Origin of the sequence: Nocardioides sp. NPDC006273 (genome assembly GCF_040613495.1) — a bacterium.
Classification (GTDB): Bacteria; Actinomycetota; Actinomycetes; order Propionibacteriales; family Nocardioidaceae; genus Nocardioides.
The window spans coordinates 1-19,939 of record NZ_JBEXSD010000052.1 but is presented as its reverse complement, the minus strand read 5'-3'; the positions used below and the strand labels follow the sequence as shown (position 1 = coordinate 19,939).

The 19,939-nt window shown below is 70.1% G+C and carries 25 protein-coding genes; 9 read left to right on the top strand and 16 right to left on the bottom strand.

Annotation, left to right across the window (positions count from 1 at the left end; all coding sequences use genetic code 11):
* Positions 1–26: 26 nt before the first annotated feature.
* From ABZZ22_RS20365 to ABZZ22_RS20355, 3 genes are read left to right on the top strand one after another with little or no spacing between them, the layout of a single operon-like run.
* Positions 27–824: an ABC transporter ATP-binding protein gene (locus ABZZ22_RS20365; protein ID WP_354934964.1), complete on the top strand. Its 798-nt coding sequence runs from the start codon at positions 27–29 to the stop codon at positions 822–824.
* Between the two features lie 27 nt (positions 825–851).
* Positions 852–1,868 (top strand): iron-siderophore ABC transporter substrate-binding protein, encoded by a 1,017-nt coding sequence (locus ABZZ22_RS20360; RefSeq protein ID WP_354934961.1) that lies wholly within the window; start codon positions 852–854, stop codon positions 1,866–1,868.
* Positions 1,865–3,964: an iron ABC transporter permease gene (locus ABZZ22_RS20355; RefSeq protein ID WP_354934958.1), complete on the top strand. Its 2,100-nt coding sequence runs from the start codon at positions 1,865–1,867 to the stop codon at positions 3,962–3,964. Before ABZZ22_RS20360 ends, ABZZ22_RS20355 begins: the two co-directional genes overlap by 4 nt.
* Positions 3,965–4,012: 48 nt before the next feature.
* On the opposite strand, the gene ABZZ22_RS20350 is transcribed toward ABZZ22_RS20355, so the two are convergent.
* The 4 genes from ABZZ22_RS20350 to ABZZ22_RS20335 form a co-directional block, all read right to left on the bottom strand.
* Positions 4,013–5,083, bottom strand: a complete 1,071-nt coding sequence (locus ABZZ22_RS20350; protein ID WP_354934955.1) for a HAMP domain-containing sensor histidine kinase — start codon at positions 5,081–5,083, stop codon at positions 4,013–4,015.
* 35 nt (positions 5,084–5,118) lie between these two features.
* Positions 5,119–6,321, bottom strand: coding sequence for an oxygenase MpaB family protein (locus tag ABZZ22_RS20345; protein WP_354934952.1), 1,203 nt, complete (start codon positions 6,319–6,321; stop codon positions 5,119–5,121).
* A 121-nt stretch (positions 6,322–6,442) separates the two neighbouring features.
* Positions 6,443–7,486, bottom strand: a complete 1,044-nt coding sequence (locus tag ABZZ22_RS20340; RefSeq protein WP_354934949.1) for a MerR family transcriptional regulator — start codon at positions 7,484–7,486, stop codon at positions 6,443–6,445.
* Positions 7,487–7,563: 77 nt separating this feature from the next.
* Positions 7,564–8,106 carry a TetR/AcrR family transcriptional regulator gene (locus tag ABZZ22_RS20335; protein ID WP_354934947.1) on the bottom strand — a complete coding sequence of 181 codons (543 nt, stop codon included), beginning with the start codon at positions 8,104–8,106 and terminating at the stop codon, positions 7,564–7,566.
* A gap of 79 nt (positions 8,107–8,185) precedes the next feature.
* Between ABZZ22_RS20335 and ABZZ22_RS20330 the strand changes: the two genes are divergently transcribed.
* Positions 8,186–8,734: a hypothetical protein gene (locus ABZZ22_RS20330; RefSeq protein WP_354934945.1), complete on the top strand. Its 549-nt coding sequence runs from the start codon at positions 8,186–8,188 to the stop codon at positions 8,732–8,734.
* Here ABZZ22_RS20330 and ABZZ22_RS20325 read toward each other — a convergent pair.
* The 5 genes from ABZZ22_RS20325 to ABZZ22_RS20305 form a co-directional block, all read right to left on the bottom strand.
* Positions 8,724–9,461, bottom strand: a complete 738-nt coding sequence (locus ABZZ22_RS20325; RefSeq protein ID WP_354934943.1) for an RNA methyltransferase — start codon at positions 9,459–9,461, stop codon at positions 8,724–8,726. The genes ABZZ22_RS20330 and ABZZ22_RS20325 overlap by 11 nt on opposite strands.
* Before the next feature lie 53 nt (positions 9,462–9,514).
* Entirely contained in the window at positions 9,515–9,898 is a 384-nt protein-coding gene (gene rplT / locus ABZZ22_RS20320; protein ID WP_292645053.1) for a 50S ribosomal protein L20, read from the bottom strand.
* 46 nt (positions 9,899–9,944) lie between these two features.
* Complete coding sequence (locus tag ABZZ22_RS20315; protein ID WP_008359371.1) at positions 9,945–10,157, bottom strand: 50S ribosomal protein L35; 213 nt, start codon at positions 10,155–10,157, stop codon at positions 9,945–9,947.
* 75 nt (positions 10,158–10,232) lie between these two features.
* Positions 10,233–10,976 (bottom strand): translation initiation factor IF-3, encoded by a 744-nt coding sequence (gene infC / locus ABZZ22_RS20310; protein ID WP_354934938.1) that lies wholly within the window; start codon positions 10,974–10,976, stop codon positions 10,233–10,235.
* Positions 10,977–11,285: 309 nt separating this feature from the next.
* Positions 11,286–11,780: an SseB family protein gene (locus ABZZ22_RS20305; RefSeq protein WP_354934935.1), complete on the bottom strand. Its 495-nt coding sequence runs from the start codon at positions 11,778–11,780 to the stop codon at positions 11,286–11,288.
* An 88-nt stretch (positions 11,781–11,868) separates the two neighbouring features.
* On the opposite strand from ABZZ22_RS20305, the gene ABZZ22_RS20300 reads away from it, so the two are divergent.
* Genes ABZZ22_RS20300 through ABZZ22_RS20290 form a run of 3 tightly spaced genes read left to right on the top strand, consistent with a single transcriptional unit; the run spans position 11,869 to position 13,792 of the window.
* The gene (locus ABZZ22_RS20300) at positions 11,869–12,333 is read left to right on the top strand and encodes a hypothetical protein (RefSeq protein WP_354934932.1); all 465 of its coding nucleotides are present in this window, start codon (positions 11,869–11,871) and stop codon (positions 12,331–12,333) included.
* Between the two features lies 1 nt (position 12,334).
* Positions 12,335–12,877 carry a 4-amino-4-deoxy-L-arabinose transferase gene (locus tag ABZZ22_RS20295; protein ID WP_354934929.1) on the top strand — a complete coding sequence of 181 codons (543 nt, stop codon included), beginning with the start codon at positions 12,335–12,337 and terminating at the stop codon, positions 12,875–12,877.
* Between the two features lie 9 nt (positions 12,878–12,886).
* Entirely contained in the window at positions 12,887–13,792 is a 906-nt protein-coding gene (locus tag ABZZ22_RS20290) for an aldose 1-epimerase family protein (protein ID WP_354934926.1), read from the top strand.
* Positions 13,793–13,822: 30 nt separating this feature from the next.
* Here the strand turns inward: ABZZ22_RS20290 and ABZZ22_RS20285 are convergent, their stop codons facing one another.
* From ABZZ22_RS20285 to ABZZ22_RS20270, 4 genes are all read right to left on the bottom strand, one after another.
* Positions 13,823–15,046, bottom strand: a complete 1,224-nt coding sequence (locus ABZZ22_RS20285; protein WP_354934923.1) for an SGNH/GDSL hydrolase family protein — start codon at positions 15,044–15,046, stop codon at positions 13,823–13,825.
* A gap of 98 nt (positions 15,047–15,144) precedes the next feature.
* Positions 15,145–15,612, bottom strand: a complete 468-nt coding sequence (locus tag ABZZ22_RS20280; RefSeq protein ID WP_354934920.1) for a PH domain-containing protein — start codon at positions 15,610–15,612, stop codon at positions 15,145–15,147.
* Complete coding sequence (hisG, locus tag ABZZ22_RS20275; RefSeq protein ID WP_354934917.1) at positions 15,596–16,495, bottom strand: ATP phosphoribosyltransferase; 900 nt, start codon at positions 16,493–16,495, stop codon at positions 15,596–15,598. The genes ABZZ22_RS20280 and hisG overlap by 17 nt, the downstream gene beginning before the upstream one ends.
* Positions 16,496–16,504: 9 nt before the next feature.
* Entirely contained in the window at positions 16,505–16,768 is a 264-nt protein-coding gene (locus ABZZ22_RS20270) for a phosphoribosyl-ATP diphosphatase (protein WP_292652554.1), read from the bottom strand.
* Positions 16,769–16,875: 107 nt separating this feature from the next.
* Between ABZZ22_RS20270 and ABZZ22_RS20265 the strand changes: the two genes are divergently transcribed.
* Both ABZZ22_RS20265 and ABZZ22_RS20260 read left to right on the top strand, forming a co-directional pair.
* Complete coding sequence (locus ABZZ22_RS20265) at positions 16,876–17,130, top strand: helix-turn-helix transcriptional regulator (protein WP_354934912.1); 255 nt, start codon at positions 16,876–16,878, stop codon at positions 17,128–17,130.
* A complete protein-coding gene (locus tag ABZZ22_RS20260) occupies positions 17,127–17,747 on the top strand; it encodes a hypothetical protein (RefSeq protein ID WP_354934909.1) in 621 nt (206 codons plus the stop codon). Before ABZZ22_RS20265 ends, ABZZ22_RS20260 begins: the two co-directional genes overlap by 4 nt.
* A 37-nt stretch (positions 17,748–17,784) precedes the next feature.
* Here the strand turns inward: ABZZ22_RS20260 and ABZZ22_RS20255 are convergent, their stop codons facing one another.
* From ABZZ22_RS20255 to ABZZ22_RS20245, 3 genes are read right to left on the bottom strand one after another with little or no spacing between them, the layout of a single operon-like run.
* Positions 17,785–18,333 carry a gamma carbonic anhydrase family protein gene (locus tag ABZZ22_RS20255; protein ID WP_354934906.1) on the bottom strand — a complete coding sequence of 183 codons (549 nt, stop codon included), beginning with the start codon at positions 18,331–18,333 and terminating at the stop codon, positions 17,785–17,787.
* 11 nt (positions 18,334–18,344) lie between these two features.
* Positions 18,345–19,367, bottom strand: a complete 1,023-nt coding sequence (locus ABZZ22_RS20250) for a cation diffusion facilitator family transporter (protein ID WP_354934903.1) — start codon at positions 19,365–19,367, stop codon at positions 18,345–18,347.
* A complete protein-coding gene (locus ABZZ22_RS20245) occupies positions 19,364–19,720 on the bottom strand; it encodes a metalloregulator ArsR/SmtB family transcription factor (RefSeq protein ID WP_354934900.1) in 357 nt (118 codons plus the stop codon). Before ABZZ22_RS20245 ends, ABZZ22_RS20250 begins: the two co-directional genes overlap by 4 nt.
* Between the last annotated feature and the right edge of the window lie 219 nt (positions 19,721–19,939).

The window sequence follows — 19,939 nt, the reverse complement described above, 5'->3', positions numbered from 1 at the left end:
GGATTTAGTTAGGCTAGCCTCACCTCATGCCCCCCGCCCTTTCCGGTCACGACCTCGTCCTCGGCTATGCCCGTGCCACGGTGGTCCATGGCGTCTCGATCGGTCTCGAGGCGGGCCGGGTGACCGCGCTGATCGGACCGAACGGCTCCGGAAAGTCCACAGTGCTGCGCTCCCTGGCCCGGCTTCACCGGGTGACCTCCGGGTCGGTCCAGCTCGACGGCACCGACAGCGCGCCGCTGAACGCACGGGCGTTCGCGCGCAAGGTCACGCTGCTCTCCCAGTCCCGCCCGCACCCCTCCGGCCTGACCGTCCGCGACGTCGTCGGCTTCGGGCGTCATCCCCACCGGCGCCGCTTCGCCGCGCTGACGGAGGAGGACCTGGCGAGCATCGACCGGGCGCTGGAGCTCACCGGGACCGCCAAGATGGCGGACCGCTCGGTCGACCAGCTCTCCGGGGGTGAGCTGCAACGGGTGTGGCTGGCCAGCTGCCTGGCCCAGGACACGGGTGTGCTGCTCCTGGACGAGCCCACCAACCATCTCGACCTGCGCTACCAGGTCGAGATCCTTGACCTGGTCCGCGACCTCGCGGACCACCACGGGACGGCCATCGGCGTCGTCCTGCACGACCTGAACCAGACCGCCGCAGTGGCGGACCAGGTCGTACTGCTGCACCACGGCGATGTGCACGCCGTCGGCGACCCCGCTGACGTGCTCACCGCCGAACACCTCTCCGAGGTGTACGGGCTCCCGATCGAGGTGACCTCCGATCTGGAGACCGGGCGCGTCCGGGTCGAGCCACGCGGCAGGCATCACGCCCGGCATTGATGCCGGCGGACACGAAGAGGAAAGACGATGTTTCGACGTACGACGACTGCTGCCCTGACGGCGGCAGGCGCCCTGATGTTCGCCGCGTGCGGACAGACCACCACGGCTGCCGAGTCCGGCGAGCCCGAGAAGAAGGCAACCGCTGGCTGCGAGGGCGTCGCGACCTCCACCGGCCCGGTCAGCCTGACCGACGCCTTCGGCAACAAGGTCGAGCTCGACAAGCCCGCCGAGCGGGTCGCGGTCCTCGAGTGGCAGCAGACCGAGGACCTGCTCACGCTGTGCGTCGACCCGGTCGCGGTCGCCGACGGCGAGGGCTTCCGCACCTGGGACTCCGCCGAGGAGCTCCCCGAGAGCGTCACCGAGGTCGGCACCCGGGGCGAGCCGAACCTGGAGACGCTCTTCGGCACCAACCCCGACCTGATCGTCGTCGAGGCCTACACCGCCGACGACGAGATCCTCAAGCAGCTCGCCGAGTACGACGTCCCCGTCCTCGCCACCAAGGGCGCCGACGCCAAGGACCCCGTCGCCAACATGGTGACCACCTTCGAGATGATCGCCGAGGCGACCGGCCGTGAGGAGCAGGCCGAGACGGTCGTCGGCGAGTTCGAAGACAAGCTCGCCGCCTCCAAGAACGCGGTCGCGGAGGCCGATGCCGCGGGCACCGAGTTCGTCTACTTCGACGGCTGGATCGACGGCGCCAACGTGGCGATCCGCCCGTTCGGCCAGGGCTCGCTGATCGGTGAGCTCGGCGAGGAGATCGGGCTGAAGAACGCCTGGACCGGCGAGGTCGACCCCGCGTACGGCCTCGGGCAGACCGACATCGAGGGCATGTCCACGCTCGGCGACGCCACCTTCTTCCACACCGGCACCGTCGACCCCGCCGGCGACATCAACGCCGAGCTGGCCAAGAACAAGGTCTGGAAGTCGATCCCCGCCGTGAGCGAGGGCCGCACCCACGCCTTCCCCGCGAGCATCTGGACCTTCGGGGGTCCCCGCTCCGCCGAGCAGGTGCTGGACGCGTACGTGGACCTGCTCGACAAGTGACCGATGCCGCCAACGCCCCGCGGGCGGGTACCGGAGGCGCCTCTGTCGTCCTCCTGTGCCTGCTCGCCGGGCTGCTGCTGACCGCCGGTTGGCACCTCACCCAGGGCACCTCCGGGGTCGGCCCCGCAGACTTCCTCGACGCGATGCTCGGGCGTGAGCAGATCCACGGCGCGACCGCGTCGACGGTGGACATCATCACCGGCTCGCGGATCCCACGCCTCGCCGCGGGCATCGCGGTCGGGTTCGCCCTCGGTGTCGCCGGGGCGCTGCTGCAGTCGCTCGCCCGCAACGCGATGGCCTCGCCCGACACGCTGGCCGTGACGGGAGGGGCCTACTTCGCGGTGACGCTGGTCGCCGCGCTCGGTCTGTCGGTCCCGCTGTGGGCCTCGGGCCTCACGGCTTTCCTCGGCGGCCTGATGGCCGCCGGTATCGTGCTCGCTCTCGCCGGTGGCGCGGGCACGTCCACGACCCGCCTCATCCTGGCCGGGTCCGCCGTCGCGCTCGCCCTCCAGGCCGGTACGTCCACGTTGCTCATCCTCTACTCGGAGGAGACCACGAGCCTGTTCGCCTGGGGCAGCGGCTCGCTGAGCCAGCTCGGTCTGCAGGCGTTCTGGCAGGTGGCTCCGGTGGTGATCGTCGCGACGGTCGCCGGCCTGCTGCTGGCGCGCCGGCTCGACCTGCTCTCCGCGGGCGACGACGCCGCCTCGGTCCTCGGGGTGCCGGTCCGCTCCACCCGGGCGATCGGGACCGTTCTCTCCGTGCTGCTCACCTCGGCGGCGGTCACCTTGGCGGGGCCGATCGGCTTCGTCGGTCTCTGTGCCCCCGTCCTGGTGCGTCTGCTGGGCCGGTTCGTCCCGGCCCTGAACCGGCACGCCGTCCTGCTGCCTGCCGCCGGTCTGGTGGGCGCGCTCGTCGTCGTCGTCGCGGACGTCGTCGTCCGCGCCGCGCTCGGACCGGACGAGGCCATGTCCGTCCCGACCGGGGTGACCACGACGATCGCCGGTGCCATCGTGATGGTGCTCCTGGCACGCGGCGGACGCGACTCCGGCCCCACCCGCCGACCGCCGGGCGCCACCGTCACGATCCGCAGCCGGGTCCGGTTCCTCGTCGTGCTCGTCCTCCTGCTCGCCCTGACCCTCGGCGCCATCGTCGTCGCCCTGCTCGCCGGCCACCAGTGGCTCTACACCGGCGACATCGTCGCCTGGCTGCAGGGCGAGGGCATCCCGCTGGTCCGGTTCGCGCTCGACGAGCGGGCGCCACGTGTCGGCGCGGCCGTCCTCGCCGGTGGCGCCCTCGCGCTCGCCGGCTCCTTCGTCCAGGCCACCTGCCGCAACCCGCTGGCAGAGCCCGGGATCCTCGGCATCACCGGCGGCGCGGGCGTGGGCGCGGTCGTCGTGGTGACCGGTCTGTCGACGGGCTGGAGCGGCGGCACCTCCGCCGCCGCATCGACCACCTCCGTGCTCATCGCCGCGACAGTAGGTGCGCTGGTCGCCTTCGGTCTCGTCTACGGCCTGGCCTGGCGGCATGGGATCGACACCGACCGGCTGGTGCTCATCGGCATCGGCGTCTGGTACGGATCGGTCTCCCTCAGCACCTTCCTGCTGGTGCGCTCCAACCCGTGGGACACGCCGCGGATCTACACCTGGCTCTCCGGCTCGACCTATGGGCGCAGCTGGGAGCAGGTCATCCCCGTCGCGGTCGCCTTGGCTGTCGCGATCCCGATCGCCTTCGTGATGCGCCGCGAGCTCGACCTGCTCACGCTCGACGAGGACACGCCGCGACTCGTCGGGGTCTCCTCGGAGCGGGCTCGACTGCTGATCCTGCTGACCGCCGCGGTGCTCACCGCGATGGCCGTCTCCGCGGTCGGCGTCGTCGGCTTCGTCGGCCTGGTCGCCCCGCACATCGCCCGGGCGCTCGTCGGCGCACGAAGCGCGCGGGTCGTCCCGGTCGCCATCCTGGTCGGGGCGTTGCTCCTCGTGGTCGCCGACACCATCGGCCGCACCGCGATCAGCCCCGCGCAGGTCCCCGCCGGCCTGGTCGTCGCGCTCATCGGCGCGCCGTACTTCATCTTCCTGCTGGCCCGCTCCCGCGCCTGACCCGCCCGCTCGGCGCGGGTGCGTGAGACTCGCGCCGAGCCGGCGGTCTCAGGTGGCGGGCTGCTCCCTGGGCCAGGTGACCTCGATGCGCGCGCCGCCGCTGTCGGCGTCGGCGATCCTGACCGAGCCACCGTGGGCATGGGTGAGGCCGCCGACGATGTAGAGCCCCAGGCCGGAGCCGCCTCGGGCGCCGTGCTTCCAGAACTTCGTGAACACGCGCTGGCGGAGCTCGCCAGGGATGCCCTCACCGTGGTCCTCGACGACCAGCAGGACCTGGGCGGGGTCGTCCGGCGACGCGCCCAGGCTCACGGTGACGACGCCGTCGCCGTGGCGTACGGCGTTCTCGACGAGGTTGGTGACGACCTGGGTGAACTTGTCCGGGTCGGCGTGGATCTCCAGCTCGTCCTCGGCCGCGCCGTCGGTCCCGCCGTCGATCCCGCCCTCGACATGGAGCTCGATCGGCCGCGAGGTGGCCGAACTCACCGACTCGACCACCCGGGCGACCAGCACGGACGCGTCGCTGGCGCGCGGATAGAGCTGCAGCCGACCGGTGTCGATCCGGGCGACGTCGAGGAGCTCGGCGATCAGCCTCGAGAGCCGGTCGGAGTCGGAGGCGACCGTCCTGAGCATCAGCTTCTTCTGATCGTCGTTGAGCTTGTCCCACCGGTTCAGGAGCGCCTGGACGAATCCCTTGACCCCGGTCAGCGGCGAGCGCAGCTCGTGGGCGACGGTCGCGACCAGGTCGGACCGCTCGCGGTCCAGGCGCTTGCGGCCCCTGCCCGAACGCAGCGAGATCGCGACCTGTTCGACCGGCGCGGCCAGGGACGGGCGCCGGATCGTCGAGACGACCAGCACCTCGGTGCCGTCCGGCAGCAGCCAGGCCTGCTCGGGGGTGCCGGTGACGGTCCGCAAGGTGTCGTAGGGCCGGTTGGCCTCGGCCCAGGTCTGCCCTTCGGTGTTGCTCAGTGCGAGTACGTCACCCAGCGGCCGCCCCAGGCTCGCGTGCGGATCCACACCGAGCATCCGTCCGGCCAAGGCGGAGACCAGGACGACCGCGCCGGCCGCATCGGCGACGACGACACCGTCGGGCAGGGCATCGGCGAGTTCTCTGGCGTCCACGCCGACACCCTAGACGGCCTCACGGTCTTGGGCCGCTACTGCGGCCGATTCCCCAACGGGAGCGTGATCGGCGCCGGGTCCCCGGGCGAGAAGTAGATCTTGATGAAGGTGTGCACCGCTTCAGGTAGCAGGTTGGAGACGATCGGGATGTTGGGGACGGTGCTCTGGTAGGAGGTCACCAGCAGCGGCACCGTGGTCGCCCACAGCGGCGCGAGCAGCGGGTCCCTGTCGAAGCCGATCATGTCGGCGTACGCATCCCCGATCACGTACCGCCCCAGCGACTCCAGCTCGTGGCGCAGCAGCGGGTTGCCCTCGCCGATCGCCGCGTCGAGCAGCGCCTGGGCGAGCTCGACGCCCTCCCGGGTGCCGCCGGTCGCCGGGCCCATCACCTGGTCGTACTGAGCGTACGCCGCGGCCCAGTCCTTCGGCAGATACTGCTCCTGCACGCCGAGGAGGTGGAGGTCGACGTTCCAGGCGTGCAGGAACGCGTCGGCGAGCTCCTGGCTCGGCGCGATGTTCCACTCGGTGAACTTCTTCATCACCCAGGTGCCGAGGCTGTGGAAGGTGACCAGGATGTCGGCCTGGCTGATCGGGATCTTCTGCCCGGCGCCGACGCCCGACCAGTGCGGAGACTGCGGCAGCAGATGACGCACCGCGGCGTGGACCATCCGGGTCTTGACCGAGTTGACCATGAGCCGGCCCGATGCGGTCCAGCCCTGGGCGTCCATCACGTCGTAGCCGAGCACGGTCGTCTTGGCGATCCGGTCGCGCATGTCGGACCCGCCGTAGGAGTAGTAGACCGACCAGGCCTCGCGCTTGATCGCGCAGCTGATCAGGCCGCTGCCGAGGGTGTAGAGCAGAGCGAGGAAGAAGCCGTACCTCTCCTCGTTGAACGTGCCGGCCAGCTTCAGCTTCCCCTGGTCGGCCCAGGCCGGAAGCCGGCGCGCCTCCTCGATGAAGTCGACCAGATAACCCGGCAGACCGTCGGGAAGCGGCTGGTCGTTGGTGGTCCAGCCCAACAGGGCCTCGTTGACCTCGGCGACCTTGTCGATCCCCTCGCCGTAGAGGCGCTCGATGACCGGATCGGCCCGGACGTCCCAGACATGGTCGGGGTCCAGGCCCGCACCCGTGCCCGCGATCGAGGCGCTCGGCGACCACGTCCACAGCGGGAGGGTCGCGCCCGCGGCAGCCGCCGCACCGCCCGAGGCCAACAGTCTTCGTCTGCTCACGTTCGTCATGCCGTGCTCCTTCGCATCGCCCTGAGAGAACCTCCGCACCCCGAGTGAAACAGATTTACCTTTCGTGTATCAGACCCGGTGGGGTATCAAGTGAGGCGAGCCGGTCGATTCCCGTCCATTCTCATCCGGCGGGGTCGTGGCGCACGGGCATGACCAGCACGGTGAAGCCGGGTTGGTACGGCGAGGTGAGCACCACCGGCCGGTCCGGCGAGGTCACCGCCAGCTGCACCTCGTCCCCCAAGGACGCAGCCAGCGCGCGCCCGAACAATGCCGTGCCGACGCGGAGCCGGATCGGCGGGCCGGCCACCACGCCGCGTACGTCGCTCGGCTCGGCGGTGCTCGGCGAGCGGAGACGTGTCTGGTCGCCGAGGAAGAGGTCGACCTCGGCGTAGGCGGCAGCATCCAGACCGGCGAGCAGGTCGGTCCTGGCGAGCACTGCGCGGGTGCGGGCCGGCTCGAGGCCGGCGAGCACGAGCCGGTGGGCGGGGTAGGTGGTGTCGCGGCCCAGCTCCTGGCTGGCGAGCGTCAGAGTGCCGTCGGCGATGTGGAGCTCAGCCGTGGTGATCGAGTCGAGCCGGTCGGCGAGTGCCGCGGCGTCGGGAAGGGCGAGCACCGCTCGGCCACCGTCGCCTTCCGCCGCTGCCGGCAGCGATCGCACCGCCATCCAGTAGCGGTTGGTCGCCACCACGTCGACGCCGGCGCCACCGACGTCGATGAGGACCGAGGCGAGCTCGGAGGCCGGGTCGGACTCGGCCGCGTGCCGAACCTGACGGATCGCCGCGGCCAGCACGGGACCGGACAGCTCGACCAGCGCCGGCCTGGCGGCAGGGCCGGCATCGACGGCCGCCAGGACGTCGCGTACGGCCTCCTCGGCCCGCGCCGTGCGTGCGCTCTGGTCCTCGAGGAACTCCGCCAGCGCGGCCCTGGCCTCAGCGGCCGGCGAGTCGAGCACCACCCGCATCGTCTCGATCGGGACCCCGGCCTCGCGCATGCCGACGATCAGCCGAGCCCGGTCGGCGAGCTCGGGCGTGTAGTAGCGATAGCCGGTCCCGGTGTCGACCTCCGCCGGCACCAGCAACCCGCACTCGTCGTAGTGGCGCAGCGCGCTCGCGGTCAGGCCCACGGCCCGTGCGAACGCCCCGATCGTCAACAGTGGCTCGTCCATGAGCGCCACCTTCACCCTTCAGGCCAGACGAAGGTCAAGACACCGGCGAAGGCCAGAACCTTGCTGGACACCGTCCCTCAGGGCACGGCCAGCAGCCGGATGACCGGGCGCGCGAAGTCCCCGGCGTCATCGGCAGGGCCGTGCGGAATCGAGCCACTGAGCCACAGGCTGGCGAAGCCGTGCACCATCGACCATGCAGCCAGCTCGGTGGTCTCGTTGGCCGATGCCGACAGCGCTTCGGTGAGCGCCCGCCTGGCGCGCCACCCCGCGGCCGCGGCCTCCGGCACATCGCGATCGTAGAGCTCCGGGCTGAACATCACCTCGAAGTGCGCCGGGTGCCCTGCCGCGAACCGCACGTACGCCACCCCGGCCTCGATCAGGTCGTCACCGGCAGCAGACAGGGCGTCCGCGAGCAGGTCGTAGCCCTCGGCCGCGACCGCCGCGAGCAGACCGCGCTTTCCGCCGAAGTGGTGGGAGAACGCCGCATGCGAAACACCCGCCCGCCGGGCGACGTCGCGCATGCTGAGCGCGGCAGGTCCGCCGCCGTCCTCGAGCGCCTCGACGGTCGCGGTGAGCGCAGCTCTGCGCAGGTCCCCGTGATGGTAGTTCCGGTCGGTCACGCCAGAATCTTACCATTGACAACATCTCAGGGCGAGCCTATCTTACCGACGGTAACTTCAATGTCGGAGGAAAGCACTCATGCTCGAAACACTCATGCTTCTCATCGTTCCCACGGCCGGTTTTCGACTGCTCGGCGCCCTCGGCGTGAGCCGCTTCGCGACCTGGCGATCCAGTGCCACCCACGGCTTGGCGGTGCTGCTGCTGTTCACCGGGAGCGCGCACTTCGTGCCGGACAGCGTCACGATGATGCCCAGCCACGACGACCTGGTCGCGATGGTCCCGGCGTTCGTCCCGTTCCCCAGCCTTGCGGTCTACGGCACCGGCGTCCTGGAGCTTCTGGGCGCCATCGGGCTCGTCATCGCTCGGACCCGCTCGGCTGCCGGAGTCGGACTGGCCGTGCTCTTCGTCCTGCTGCTGCCCGCCAACATCTACGCCGCGTCCGCGAACATCCCGCTCAACGGCGATCCGGCGACGCCGCTCTGGTTCCGTCTCCCCGAGCAGGTCGTCTACATCGCCGTGGCGCTCTGGGCGGCGCTACCCGTTCGGCGCGACCGCGTCTTGCTGGGAGCTGGAACGCCGAGCCCCGGAGCCTCCGAGGCCGATCGACCCTTCGACGTCAGGAACTGACGTCTCGGCGTTGGGCTTTGGCGCTGGCATAGAGGCAGAGCGCGGCGGCGGTGGAGAGGTTGAGCGACTCGGCCTTGCCGAAGATCGGGATGCTCACGATCTCGTCGGCCTCGGCGGCGAGCTCGGCCGGGATGCCCCAGGCCTCGTTGCCCATCAGCCACGCAGTGGGTCGGGCGAGGAGCTCGTCGGCGGTGAAGAGGTCCGCGGTGCCGTGCATGTCGGCCGCCAGGACGGTCAGGCCCGCGGCCTCGGCGGCCTTGACCGCCGCCAGCGGGTCGCGCTCGATGGCGACGGGGAGGTGGAACGCGGAGCCGACCGAGGCCCGGATGGTCTTGGGGTTGTAGAGGTCGACCGAGTCGCCCGCGAGGACGACCCCGGAGGCACCGGCCGCGTCAGCGCAGCGGATGACGGTGCCGGCGTTGCCGGGATCGCGTACGTCGGCACAGATCACCACGAGCGGGCCGGCGATGTCGGCGAGCGGAACGTCCAGGAAGCGACACAGCGCCACCACCCCGGCCGGGGTGACCGAGTCGGAGAGCCCGGCCATCGCCCGGTCATCGACGAGCGTGACCGGCTGGTCGGCCAGCATCGAGGCGTACGTATCGGCTCCGGCTTCGGTCGCGAGGATCTCCTGCACGCAGCCCGGGACGCCGAGCGCACCCTCGACCGCCTTCGGGCCGTCGGCAACGAAGAGCCGCCGCTCGGTGCGTACCGAGCGGCGGCTCAACTTGCGAGCCTCCTTGACGCGAGCGTTACTCGCGGAGAGAGGCGTCATATGACTCAGGCCGAAGCCGGGGCGTTGACGTCCTCCGGCAGCGCGGCCTTGGCCTGGGCGACGATCGCGTTGAACGCGGCCACGTCGTTGACGGCGAGGTCGGCGAGGATCTTGCGGTCGACCTCGATGCCGGCCAGGTGGAGACCCTGGATGAAGCGGTTGTAGGTCATGCCCTCGGCGCGCGCGGCAGCGTTGATCCGCTGGATCCACAGCTTGCGGAAGTTGCCCTTGTTCTTGCGGCGGTCGTTGTAGGCGTAGACCAGGGAGTGAGTGACCTGCTCCTTCGCCTTGCGGTAGAGGCGCGAACGCTGGCCACGGTAACCCGAGGCCCGCTCGAGGGTGGTGCGACGCTTCTTCGCAGCGTTCACTGCGCGCTTGACGCGTGCCATTTCAGTGCTCCTTGAATGCTTTGGGGAAAGTTCGGGTGATCAGCGGTCAGCGACCGAGAAGCTTCTTCGCGCGCTTGACGTCGGCGGGAGCGAGCTCCACCAGACCAGCGTTGCGACGGTGCTTCTTGCGCGAACCGGTCGTCGGCGCGGAGGCGAACGCAGCGCCGGACTTACGGCCGGCCTGCAGGCGCTGGATCTTCCCGGAACCGGTCACCTTGAAGCGCTTCTTGGAACCGGAGTGGGTCTTGTTCTTCGGCATGTTCTTCTCTCTCTCGTCGTCCGGCCGGTCACGGGGCGCCGCGGCGGCGGAAGTCTCTTGCTGGGCCCGGGAGGCTCAGACGTCGATATCGGGGTCGAGGTTCTCCGAGCGGCGCTTGACCTTCGGAGTGGAGGCCGGACGCGCAGCGTTGGCAGCCGAACGCTCCGCCTTCTCGGCGGCCTCGTCGGCGGCACGCTCGGCGGCCTTCTCCTCCTTGGCCTCCTTGGCCTCGACCTTGGCGTCGGCCTTCTTCTTGTGCGGACCGATGACCATGGTCATGTTGCGGCCGTCCTGCTTCGGCGAGGACTCGACGAAGCCCAGCTCCTCGACGTCCTCGGCGAGCTTCTGCAGCAGGCGGAATCCGAGCTCGGGACGGTGCTGCTCACGACCGCGGAACATGATCGTGATCTTGACCTTGTCCCCGGCGTTGAGGAACCGCACGACGTGACCCTTCTTGGTCTCGTAGTCGTGCTTGTCGATCTTCGGACGAAGCTTCATCTCCTTGATGATCACGTTCGTCTGGTTTCGACGGGCTTCACGGGCCTTCTGGGCGTTCTCGTACTTGAACTTCCCGTAGTCCATGAGCTTGCAGACCGGCGGCTTGCCCTGCGGGGCGATCTCGACCAGGTCGAGATCGGCCTCCTGGGCCAGGCGCAGCGCGTCAGGGGTCGGCACGATGCCGACCGTCTCTCCGTTGGGACCAACGAGGCGGACCTCGGGAACCCGGATCCGGTCGTTGATACGAAGCTCAGTGCTGATGTGTCCTCCAGTTGTTGTGGCTGCGGAGGCTCTGGATCTCGGTCTCCGGGCCGCGTGCACGAGCGGTCCGGAAATCAAAAATGGCTTCCGCTTGATTGTCACAAGCGGAAGCCAGTCAGGACGCTCACCCGAGCAGGGCTCGCACCACCGAATCGTCTGTCCCATGAAACTCCTGGGACATCGTCTTCGGGACCGGACCCGACGACCTTTGTTGCTCGCGGTCGATGCGGGTGGGAGAACGCTTTCGTGATCTCCGCTTGTTGGATCAGACCCACGGCGTACGTCGGTCTGATCGGTCAACACGGAACACTACTGCAACATTCCGCACCGGCCCAATCCCCGGAGCGCTCCGGGCGTCGGGCCAAACCCTCAGGGTCGCACCCAGGCCGTACGCTGCCCGACCGTCGCCAGCTGCCAGCCCTCGGCCACCTTGCGCAGGTCGTCTCCCTCGATCGCGAACGGGACCGGCCCGGCGAGATCGAGCACGAGGGCATCGGCTCCGTCATGGACCGCGGCCTGGGCGGCGTCACGCAACCCGACCGGCACCGGCCGCGCCTCGGCCTGCCACGCCCGCAGCGGCGCCATGCCGGTGAACCCGAGCAGCGCCTGGCGCCCGTCGGCGCCGGTGAGCAGCACGGTGGCCATGTCGGAGGTCTTGTCGTGGGCCAGACCGGCCTCGTCGACCTCGACCTCGCCCAGCACCGCGACGACGGGCACCAGGACACGGGCAGCGGCCAAGGTGGTGAGCACGTCGGCCTGCGTGGCCTGACCCGCGGCGTACGACCTCAGCACGGCCTCGACCTCGGGGCTGGCCTCGCCGGTGTCACCGGGGAACGCAGTGCCGAGGAGTCGCTTCTCGTTCATCGCCCCCATTGAACCGCAGAGGAACATCAGGGCCGACATCAGGGACAGTCCGGGTGTGAGACGACCAGGAGAGTGGAAGACTGCAGGTATGGACCAAGGCGCCTACCTCGCACTAGCCGCCGCGCTCACCGTTCTGGGCGCGATCTGGACCTGGGTCGCGCTCCGACGGCGTGGCCTCGGAGCCGGCGTGAAAGCGCTGGGGTGGACGCTGCTCGCCCCGGCGGCCTACCTGACCGGTCTCCTGCGCGCCGGCGGCAGGATCGTGGACGCGATCGCCGACTGGGCCGCGCGCCTGGTCTTCAGCCCGACGGTCTGGATCGGGTTCGGCATCGCCGCGCTCGCGATCGTGCTCATCTTCCTCGCCCGCCTCCTGCCCACCAAGGAGAAGCCGAGCCGTGCGGCCAGGAAGGGAGCGGCCGGTGCCGCACCCGCCGGCTCGGCCGGCCCGGCTTCGGTCGCGGCTCCGAAGACGGCCAAGAGCCCGGTGATCGACGAGGACGACGACGATCTGGCCGACGTCAACGACATCTTGAAGAAGTACGGCATCTCCTGAGTTGACCGACTCCCCCTCCGCCGATCTGCTGATGATCGCGATGAGCCGCCCGGCCACCCTCGGTCCGGGCCGGCTGATCTGCGTCGACGGCCCCGCCGGCTCCGGGAAGACGACGCTGGCCACCGCCCTGGCCGATATGACGCAGGCGCCGGTGGTCCACATGGACGACCTGTACGCCGGCTGGGAGGGCCTCGCCGAGGGCATCGCCCAGCTCGAGACCATCCTGCTCCCCCTCGTCCAGGGAGCCGCGGGCTCCTACCGCCGTTACGACTGGCACGCACGCGAGCTCGCCGAGACCGTGCTGGTCCCGCCGAGCCCGCTGCTCGTCATCGAGGGCGTCGGGAGCGGCGCCGCGGCGTACGACGGCTTCCGCACCGCCCTCGCCTGGGTCGACGCGCCCGAGGAGGAGCGCCGGCGACGCGGCGTCGACCGCGACGGCGACACCTTCGCGCCCCGCTGGGACGCCTGGGCTGCGGCCGAGACCGAGCACTTCGCGCGCGACCAGACCGCCGCCCGCGCCGACATCATCGTGGCGACTGGATAGCCTGTACACGTGCTTAGACCGAGTGGAGAGCAGTTCACGATCGACGGCGGGGGCTACACCGCGACGGTGACGGAGAGTGGTGGCGCGCTGCGGCTGCTGTCCTACGAGGGGCGGGAGCTGGTCGCCGGTTTCGGCGACGAGGAGCAGTCCAGCGGCGGCAAAGGGCAGCTGCTGGCGCCGTGGCCCAACCGGATCCGCGACGGGCGCTACGAGTTCGCCGGAAGGAGCCACCAGCTCGGGCTCACCGAGGCCTCGCGGGACAACGCCTCCCACGGGCTGGTGCGGTGGGCGCAGTGGCTGCCCATCGAGGAGGCCAAGGACTCGGTCACCCTCGCGACCCGACTGATGGCGCAGAGCGGCTATCCCTGGACCCTCGACCTCGAGGTGACGTACGCGGTGGGGCCCGACGGGCTGACCGTGACCCAGTCCGCGACCAACCACGCCGACTCCCCTGCGCCGTACGCGTCCGGCGCCCACCCGTATCTCACCGTCGGCGCCGGCCCGGTCGATACCTGGACCCTCACTCTCCCGGCGCGGACCCGCCTGCTCTCGGACCCCGAGCGCAAGCTGCCCACGACGAGCGAGACGACAGCCGCGACGGCCTACGACTTCACCTCCGCCAAGACCATCGGGGACATCGTCCTCGACCACGCCTTCACCGATCTCGACCGCGCGGAGGACGGGCGGGCCACGGTCACCATCCAGGGACCGGACGGTGGCGTCGAGCTGTGGGTCGACGAGCACCACCCGTGGCTGATGGTCTACAGCGCCGACGATCAGTCGCCCGCGCGAGGCAGCCTCGCGGTCGAGCCGATGACCGCTCCCCCGGACGCGTTCAACTCGGGCACCGACCTGATCGAGCTCGGTCCCGACGAGCGCCTCGAGGTCTTCTGGGGCATCACCGCGATCCGATGACCTGGCCTGCGCCGGGGCGGCGCTGACCGCTCAGCGGTCGCAGTCCAGCAACGACAGGTCGAACGCCTCAGCCATCGCCGCATAGCCGGCGTCGCCGGGGTGGAGATGGTCGCCGGAGTCGTACGCGGGGAGGAACCGTGCCGGCCGGTCCGGGTCACGGGTGGCCGCGTCGAAGTCGACGACACCGTCGAAATCGCCGGAGGTCCTGATCCATTCGTTGACCGCGACCCGCACCCGTTCGCGCGCGTGGGTGTAACGGCTGCCACCCTCGTACGGCGTCAGGGTCGCGCCCACGACGCACACGTCCTCCGCGTGCGCCTGCGCGATCAGGTCGCGGTAGGCGGCGATCAGGTCGGAGGCCTCGTCGGCATCGTCCCAGCGGATGTCGTTGATACCCGCCAGCACCACGACCGTGGCGACCCCGGGCTGCTCGAGCACATCTCGACGGAACCGGTCCAGAGCACGCTGTCCACCGGAGCTGTCGACCAGGACGCGGTTGGCGGAGATGCCTTCGTTCATCACTCCGAACCGGCCGGCGAACCGGCTCGTCGCCACCCGGTCGGCCAGCACGTCCGGGTAGCGCCGGTCGGCTCCGACCGTGGAGCCGTTGCCGTCGGTGATCGAGTCGCCGAAGAACACCGCGGTCCTGACCCGGCGGGGCTTCTCGATGACGACGCTCTCGACCCAGTACCAGCTGGAGATCTGCGTCGTGAACGCCGCGCCCGACTCCTGACCGGCCACGTCCGCGCCGGCCGTCCCCGAGACGTAGGAGGTCTGTGTGGCCACGTCGTGCCCGGTGATCGGGCCGCTCTCGCCGACGACGTGGAAGCTCACCGCGAGGGTCGTATCGGCAGGCACCGTCGCGTCGACCGGGTCGCTGAGCACGTCGGTGCCCGGGGCGACGGTGACCTCGTCGGCGCCCGCGAAGGTCAGCGGCCGGTTCGTGCCGGGCACCACCGCGGCTCCGTCCCCCGCCCGACCGAGGTGTGCCGAGGCGAAGGTCACCGGACGGTCGCCGAAGACGTTGGAGAGGGTGATGCGTACGCCGGAGCCACCCAGCGAGGTGTGCACCAGGTTGCGCACCGACCGGTCCGCCAGACCGACTGCACCGGTCCCCACCAGGTCGGCCGCGGCACCCCAGGTGCCGACCGGGTGCACCGGCGCGGCCTCGGCCGAGGCCAGCGTTGCGAGTGCGATGACGGCGCTCAGGGCGAGGCCGGGAGCGGCGAGACGAGTCCACGACGTAGAGGTCACAGAGAGCACGCTAGGCCAGCCTTCGCCGCAGGTCAGCCGATCTTCTCAGGATTGGGGGAAGCGTCGCGTGCGGTTCGCCGACCAGCCATCTCCGCCGCTCAGGAGAGCTGGTCGACCAGTGTCCGCAGCGTGCGCACGGACTTCTTCGAGGAGGCGCCGTCGGAGGCCTGGATTCCGTGGACGGAGATGTTGTGGCCCGAGGCCAGGTCGATGTTGGGCCACGGTGCACCCCGGGGGAAGTTGATCGAGAGGATCTCGGCCCACTCCAGGTCACGACGCTTGTAGCCGTTGACGACGGTGACGCCGTCCGCGCGGGCTTCCACTCGCGACCGGGTCAGCGCGTGCACGCAGACCACGATCCCGAGCCCCACAGCACCGAAGGTGAGGCGCTCGAACATGGTGACCTGGGCCTTGATCTCGGGTGTGAAGCCGACCCAGACCATCGTGCACATCACTCCGAGCGCGGCCACGAGGAACCAGGCCATCACGCGGACGCCCAGCGGACGCCAGGTGTGCGGCAGCGTCACCGGCAGCTCAGGCGCGGCAGGGTCAGATCCGGCAGGCATTGATCTCCGTCAGCAGGATGGCTCGGGCGCCCACGGCGTAGAGGTCGTCCATCAGCTTCTGCGAGCCCGCCCGCGGCACCATCGCGCGGACGGCGACCCAGCCCTCGCGGTGCAGCGGGCTGACCGTCGGTCCCTCGAGACCGGGGGTCATCGCGGAGGCCTCGGCGAGGAACTCGGCACGGATGTCGTAGTCCATCATCACGTAGCTGCGCGCGATCAGGACGCCGTCCAGACGGCGCTTGAACGTCTCGTACTCAGCCGGCAGCTGTGCGCCCGACCGGGTGATCACCACGGCCTCGGAGCGCATGATCGGCTCGCCGAAGATCTCCAGGCCGGCCTGTCTCATCGTCGAGCCGGTCTCGACCACGTCGGCGATGGCGTCGGCGACGCCGAGCTGGATGGAGGTCTCCACGGCGCCGTCGAGGCGGGTCACGCCGGCGTCGATCCCCTCGCGCTCCAGGAAGTCGGAGACGACCCCGACGTACGAGGTCGCGATCCGCTTGCCGCGGAGCTCCTCGATCGAGGTGAAGGCGCCGGCGCGGCCGGCGAAGTGGAACCGGGAGCGGCCGAAGCCGAGCCCGATGACCTCGTCGGCCTTGGCGCCGGAGTCCAGAAGCAGGTCACGGCCGGTGATGCCGATGTCGAGGGTGCCCTCGCCGACGTAGAGCGCGATGTCGCGCGGACGCAGGTAGAAGAACTCCACGCCGTTCTCGTCGTCGATGAGGGTCAGGAGCTTGGTGTCGTCGCGCTGGCGGTAGCCCGCCTCGCGCAGCAGCTCGGAGGCGGAGGTGGACAGCGAGCCCTTGTTGGGCACCGCGATCCGCAGCGGGCGGGTCGTCGACTGCGGACTGGGGCTTTCGCCGGAGTTCATGGAGTTGGTCATGGAGTTCCCTCAGAGGTGTGAGTAGACGTCGTCGATCGAGATTCCGCTGGCGAGCATGAGCACCTGGGCGTGGTAGAGCAGCTGGGAGATCTCCTCCGCGGTCGCTTCCTTGCCCTCGTACTCGGCCGCCATCCAGGACTCGGCGGCCTCCTCGACCAGCTTCTTCCCGATCGCATGGACCCCGGCGTCGAGCTGCGCCACGGTGCCGGATCCTGCAGGTCGGGTCCGGGCCTTCTCACTCAGCTCGGCCCAGAGCTCGTCGAACGTCTTCACAAGCGCCAAGCCTAGGCCGTACGCTGCCGCGCCCCCGAATCGTCTCACCGAGTCGATAGCAGTCCCGCTATGGACAGGCATAGCAGGACTGCGATATCTTCGACCTCATGAGCACCGACGACGAGGACACCGCGTTCTACGTCGGTATCGCCACCCAGGTCACCGAGCACCGGGTCGCGCGCGGCCTGTCCCAGCGCGAGCTCGCCGAGCTCTGTGGCACGACCCAGTCGGCGATCGCACGGCTGGAGTCCGGGTCCCGCCCACCCAAGATCGACACCCTCCTCCGGGTGGCCGCGGCTCTCGACTGCCGCCTCGAGGTCGGCTTCCACCCCCGCACCAGAGCCCACAGGAGCACTCCATGAAGACCCCTATCGCCGCCGACGAGGTCGAGTCGACCCGCACCGAGCGGTTCCTGGCGGTCGCGCTGACCGCCTTCCTGCTCGTCGGCACCGTGTGGTTCTACATCAAGGTGGCTGGCTGGTGGCCGCGCCACATGGACTGGGACAAGTGCAACGACGGCGTCATGCCGTGCGAGATCCCCGGCCACGAGGCGATCCAGATCGGGATCCGCCTCGGCTTCATCATCCTGCTCTGCCTGATCGGGTTCTGGGTCCTCTACCGGCTGCGCCGCAGCGGCTCCCGATTCCTCCCGCTCGGCTTCGCGCTCGCCGCGACCGGGGTGATCATGGCCCTGGTCTTCGCATTCCACTACACCTTCGAGTACGCCGACTTCGGCCCGCTCATCCTGTCGCTCTTCGGCGCAGTGGCGACCGTCGGTGTCTTCGTCGCGGTCCAGCGGCTCCTGGCCAAGCGGATCCCCGCCATGCGCGTACGCAAGGGCGACTGCCCCTACTGCGGCTACCCGGTCCGCGGCAAGCACTGCGAGGGCTGCGGCCGCGAGACCATCGCCCCGTGCTCGGCCTGCGAGGCCGACCGTCGGGTCGGCTCGCTCCACTGCGTCGCCTGCGGCGAGGCGTAACCCTCAACCTAGACAACCCTCAACCTCAACTTCAGGGTCAGGGTTGAACCGGGCGTGCGGTCGCGCGGCGCAGCTTCATACTGTGCTCTTTCATGAGGGCCACGTAGCCCGGCGCGTTGAGCTCCAGGATCGCCGCAGGGTTGGTGCCGGGCTCGATCGTGGCGCGCACCTTGGCCGGCACACCCATCACCAGGCTGTGGTCGGGCACCTCGGTCCCCTCGACCACCATCGCGCCGGCGGCGATCAGGCAGCCGTCGCCGATGACCACGGCGTCCGAGACGACCGCGCCGTTGCCGATCAGCGACCCGGCCCCGATCCGGTCCCCGTGCACCACGCACCCGTGCGCGATCGTGCTGTGCGCCCCGAGCTCGAGGGAGGAGCCCGGACGTACGTGCAGCACCGAGTTGTCCTGCACGTTGGAGCCCTCGCCGATAATGATCGGCCCGATGTCAGCACGCAGCACGGCGCCGTACCAGACGCTGGCGTTCGGCCCGAGGCGTACGTCACCGATCAGCGTCGCCGTCGGCGCCACCCAGGCGTCGGGGTGGATCTGCGGACTCTTGCCGTCGAATTCGAAGATGTTCATCGCCGCAGATCCTAGGCGTGCGCGCCGTCGGGGCTGATGTGGAGGACCACGCTGGTGAGCCGGGGCAGCGCCTCGAGGAGGTGCTCCTCGGCGTGGTGGGCGATGTCATGGCCCGCGGAGACGCGAAGATCCGAGGGCACAACGATGTCGCCGTCGGCATGGAGGGTGTGCCCGATCCAGCGCAGCCTCAGGCTGCGGACCTCGAGGACGCCGTCCACGGTGCTCACCGCCGCCTTCGCCCTGCGTACGTCCTCGGGGGTGACCGCGTCCATCAACCGCGCACCGACCTGCTTGAGCGCCGAGCGCAGCACACCGAGGATCGCGATGGAGATCAGCAGCCCGACCACCGGGTCGGCCCAGGGCAGCCCGGCCGCGACCCCGACAGCACCGAGGACCACGGCCAGCGAGGTGAAGCCGTCCGTACGAGCGTGGAGACCGTCCGCGACCAGGGCCGCCGAGCCGATCTGCCGCCCCACCCGGATCCGGTAGCGCGCGACGAGCTCGTTGCCGCAGAACCCGACGACGCCGGCCGCGGCGACCGCCCAGACGTGCTCGACCTCGCGCGGATGGAAGAGCCGGTCGATCGCCTCCCAGCCCGCCAGGATGCTGGACAGGGCGATCATGGCGACGACGAAGAGCCCGGCGAGATCCTCGGCCCGGCCGTACCCATAGGTGAACCGGTCGTTCGCCGGACGCCGGGCAAGCCAGAACGCCACGAGCAACGGCATCGCCGTCAGCGCGTCCGCGACATTGTGGAGCGTGTCGCCCAGCAGGGCCACCGACCCGGTCAAGGTAACGACGACCGCCTGGACACCGGCGGTCAGCGCGAGCACACCGAGGCTGATCCACAACGCCCGCCGGCCACGTACGTCGGCCTCCAGCGCTTCGTCGACCTGGTCCGCCGCATCGTGGGAGTGCGTCCCGAACACGTCCGAGACCGCGTGCCGGACCTTGGCCCACCGGCCCATGTGCGCATGGTCGTGGCTGTGGTCATGGGCATGGTCGCGTGAGTGATCGTGCAGCGTATGGGTCATGCCGGCTCCTCGGCTGACCGGTGATGCGCCGGCACCTGGTCGAGGAGATGCTCGACGTGCCCGATCGTGTCGAGGACCAGCTGGCGCACATGCCCGTTCTCGACCCGATAGAGCACCGAGGTCCCCTCCTTGCGGGTAGTCACCAGGCGCGCCATCCGCATCTTCGCCAGATGCTGCGAGACCCCCGGCACCGGCTTGTCCAACATGCCGGCGAGCTCCGAGACCGACCGCTCCTCGTCCAGCAACAACCCCGCCACCTGGAGGCGAGTGGGGTCAGCCAACATCCTCAGCACCTCGACAGCGAGGGTGACCACATCGTCCTCCCAGACCGGAGGTTGCGTATTTGCATGCATGCGCAAATTCTAGGTCGCTTGGCATGCCAGCACCACCCCCGTCCCCGACGCGGGCTGCTCGGCCGGCGCTGCGGGAGTCGTCGCGGCGGGTCGGCTTATGTGCGTCTGGTGAAGCGGATGTCGCGGCGGATTCAACCGGTCATCGCAACACTGGGTGGTGGGTTCGGGTTCGAAAGTAGCTCATCGAGGACCTGTGCTGGTGTCTTCCAGCCGAGGGTC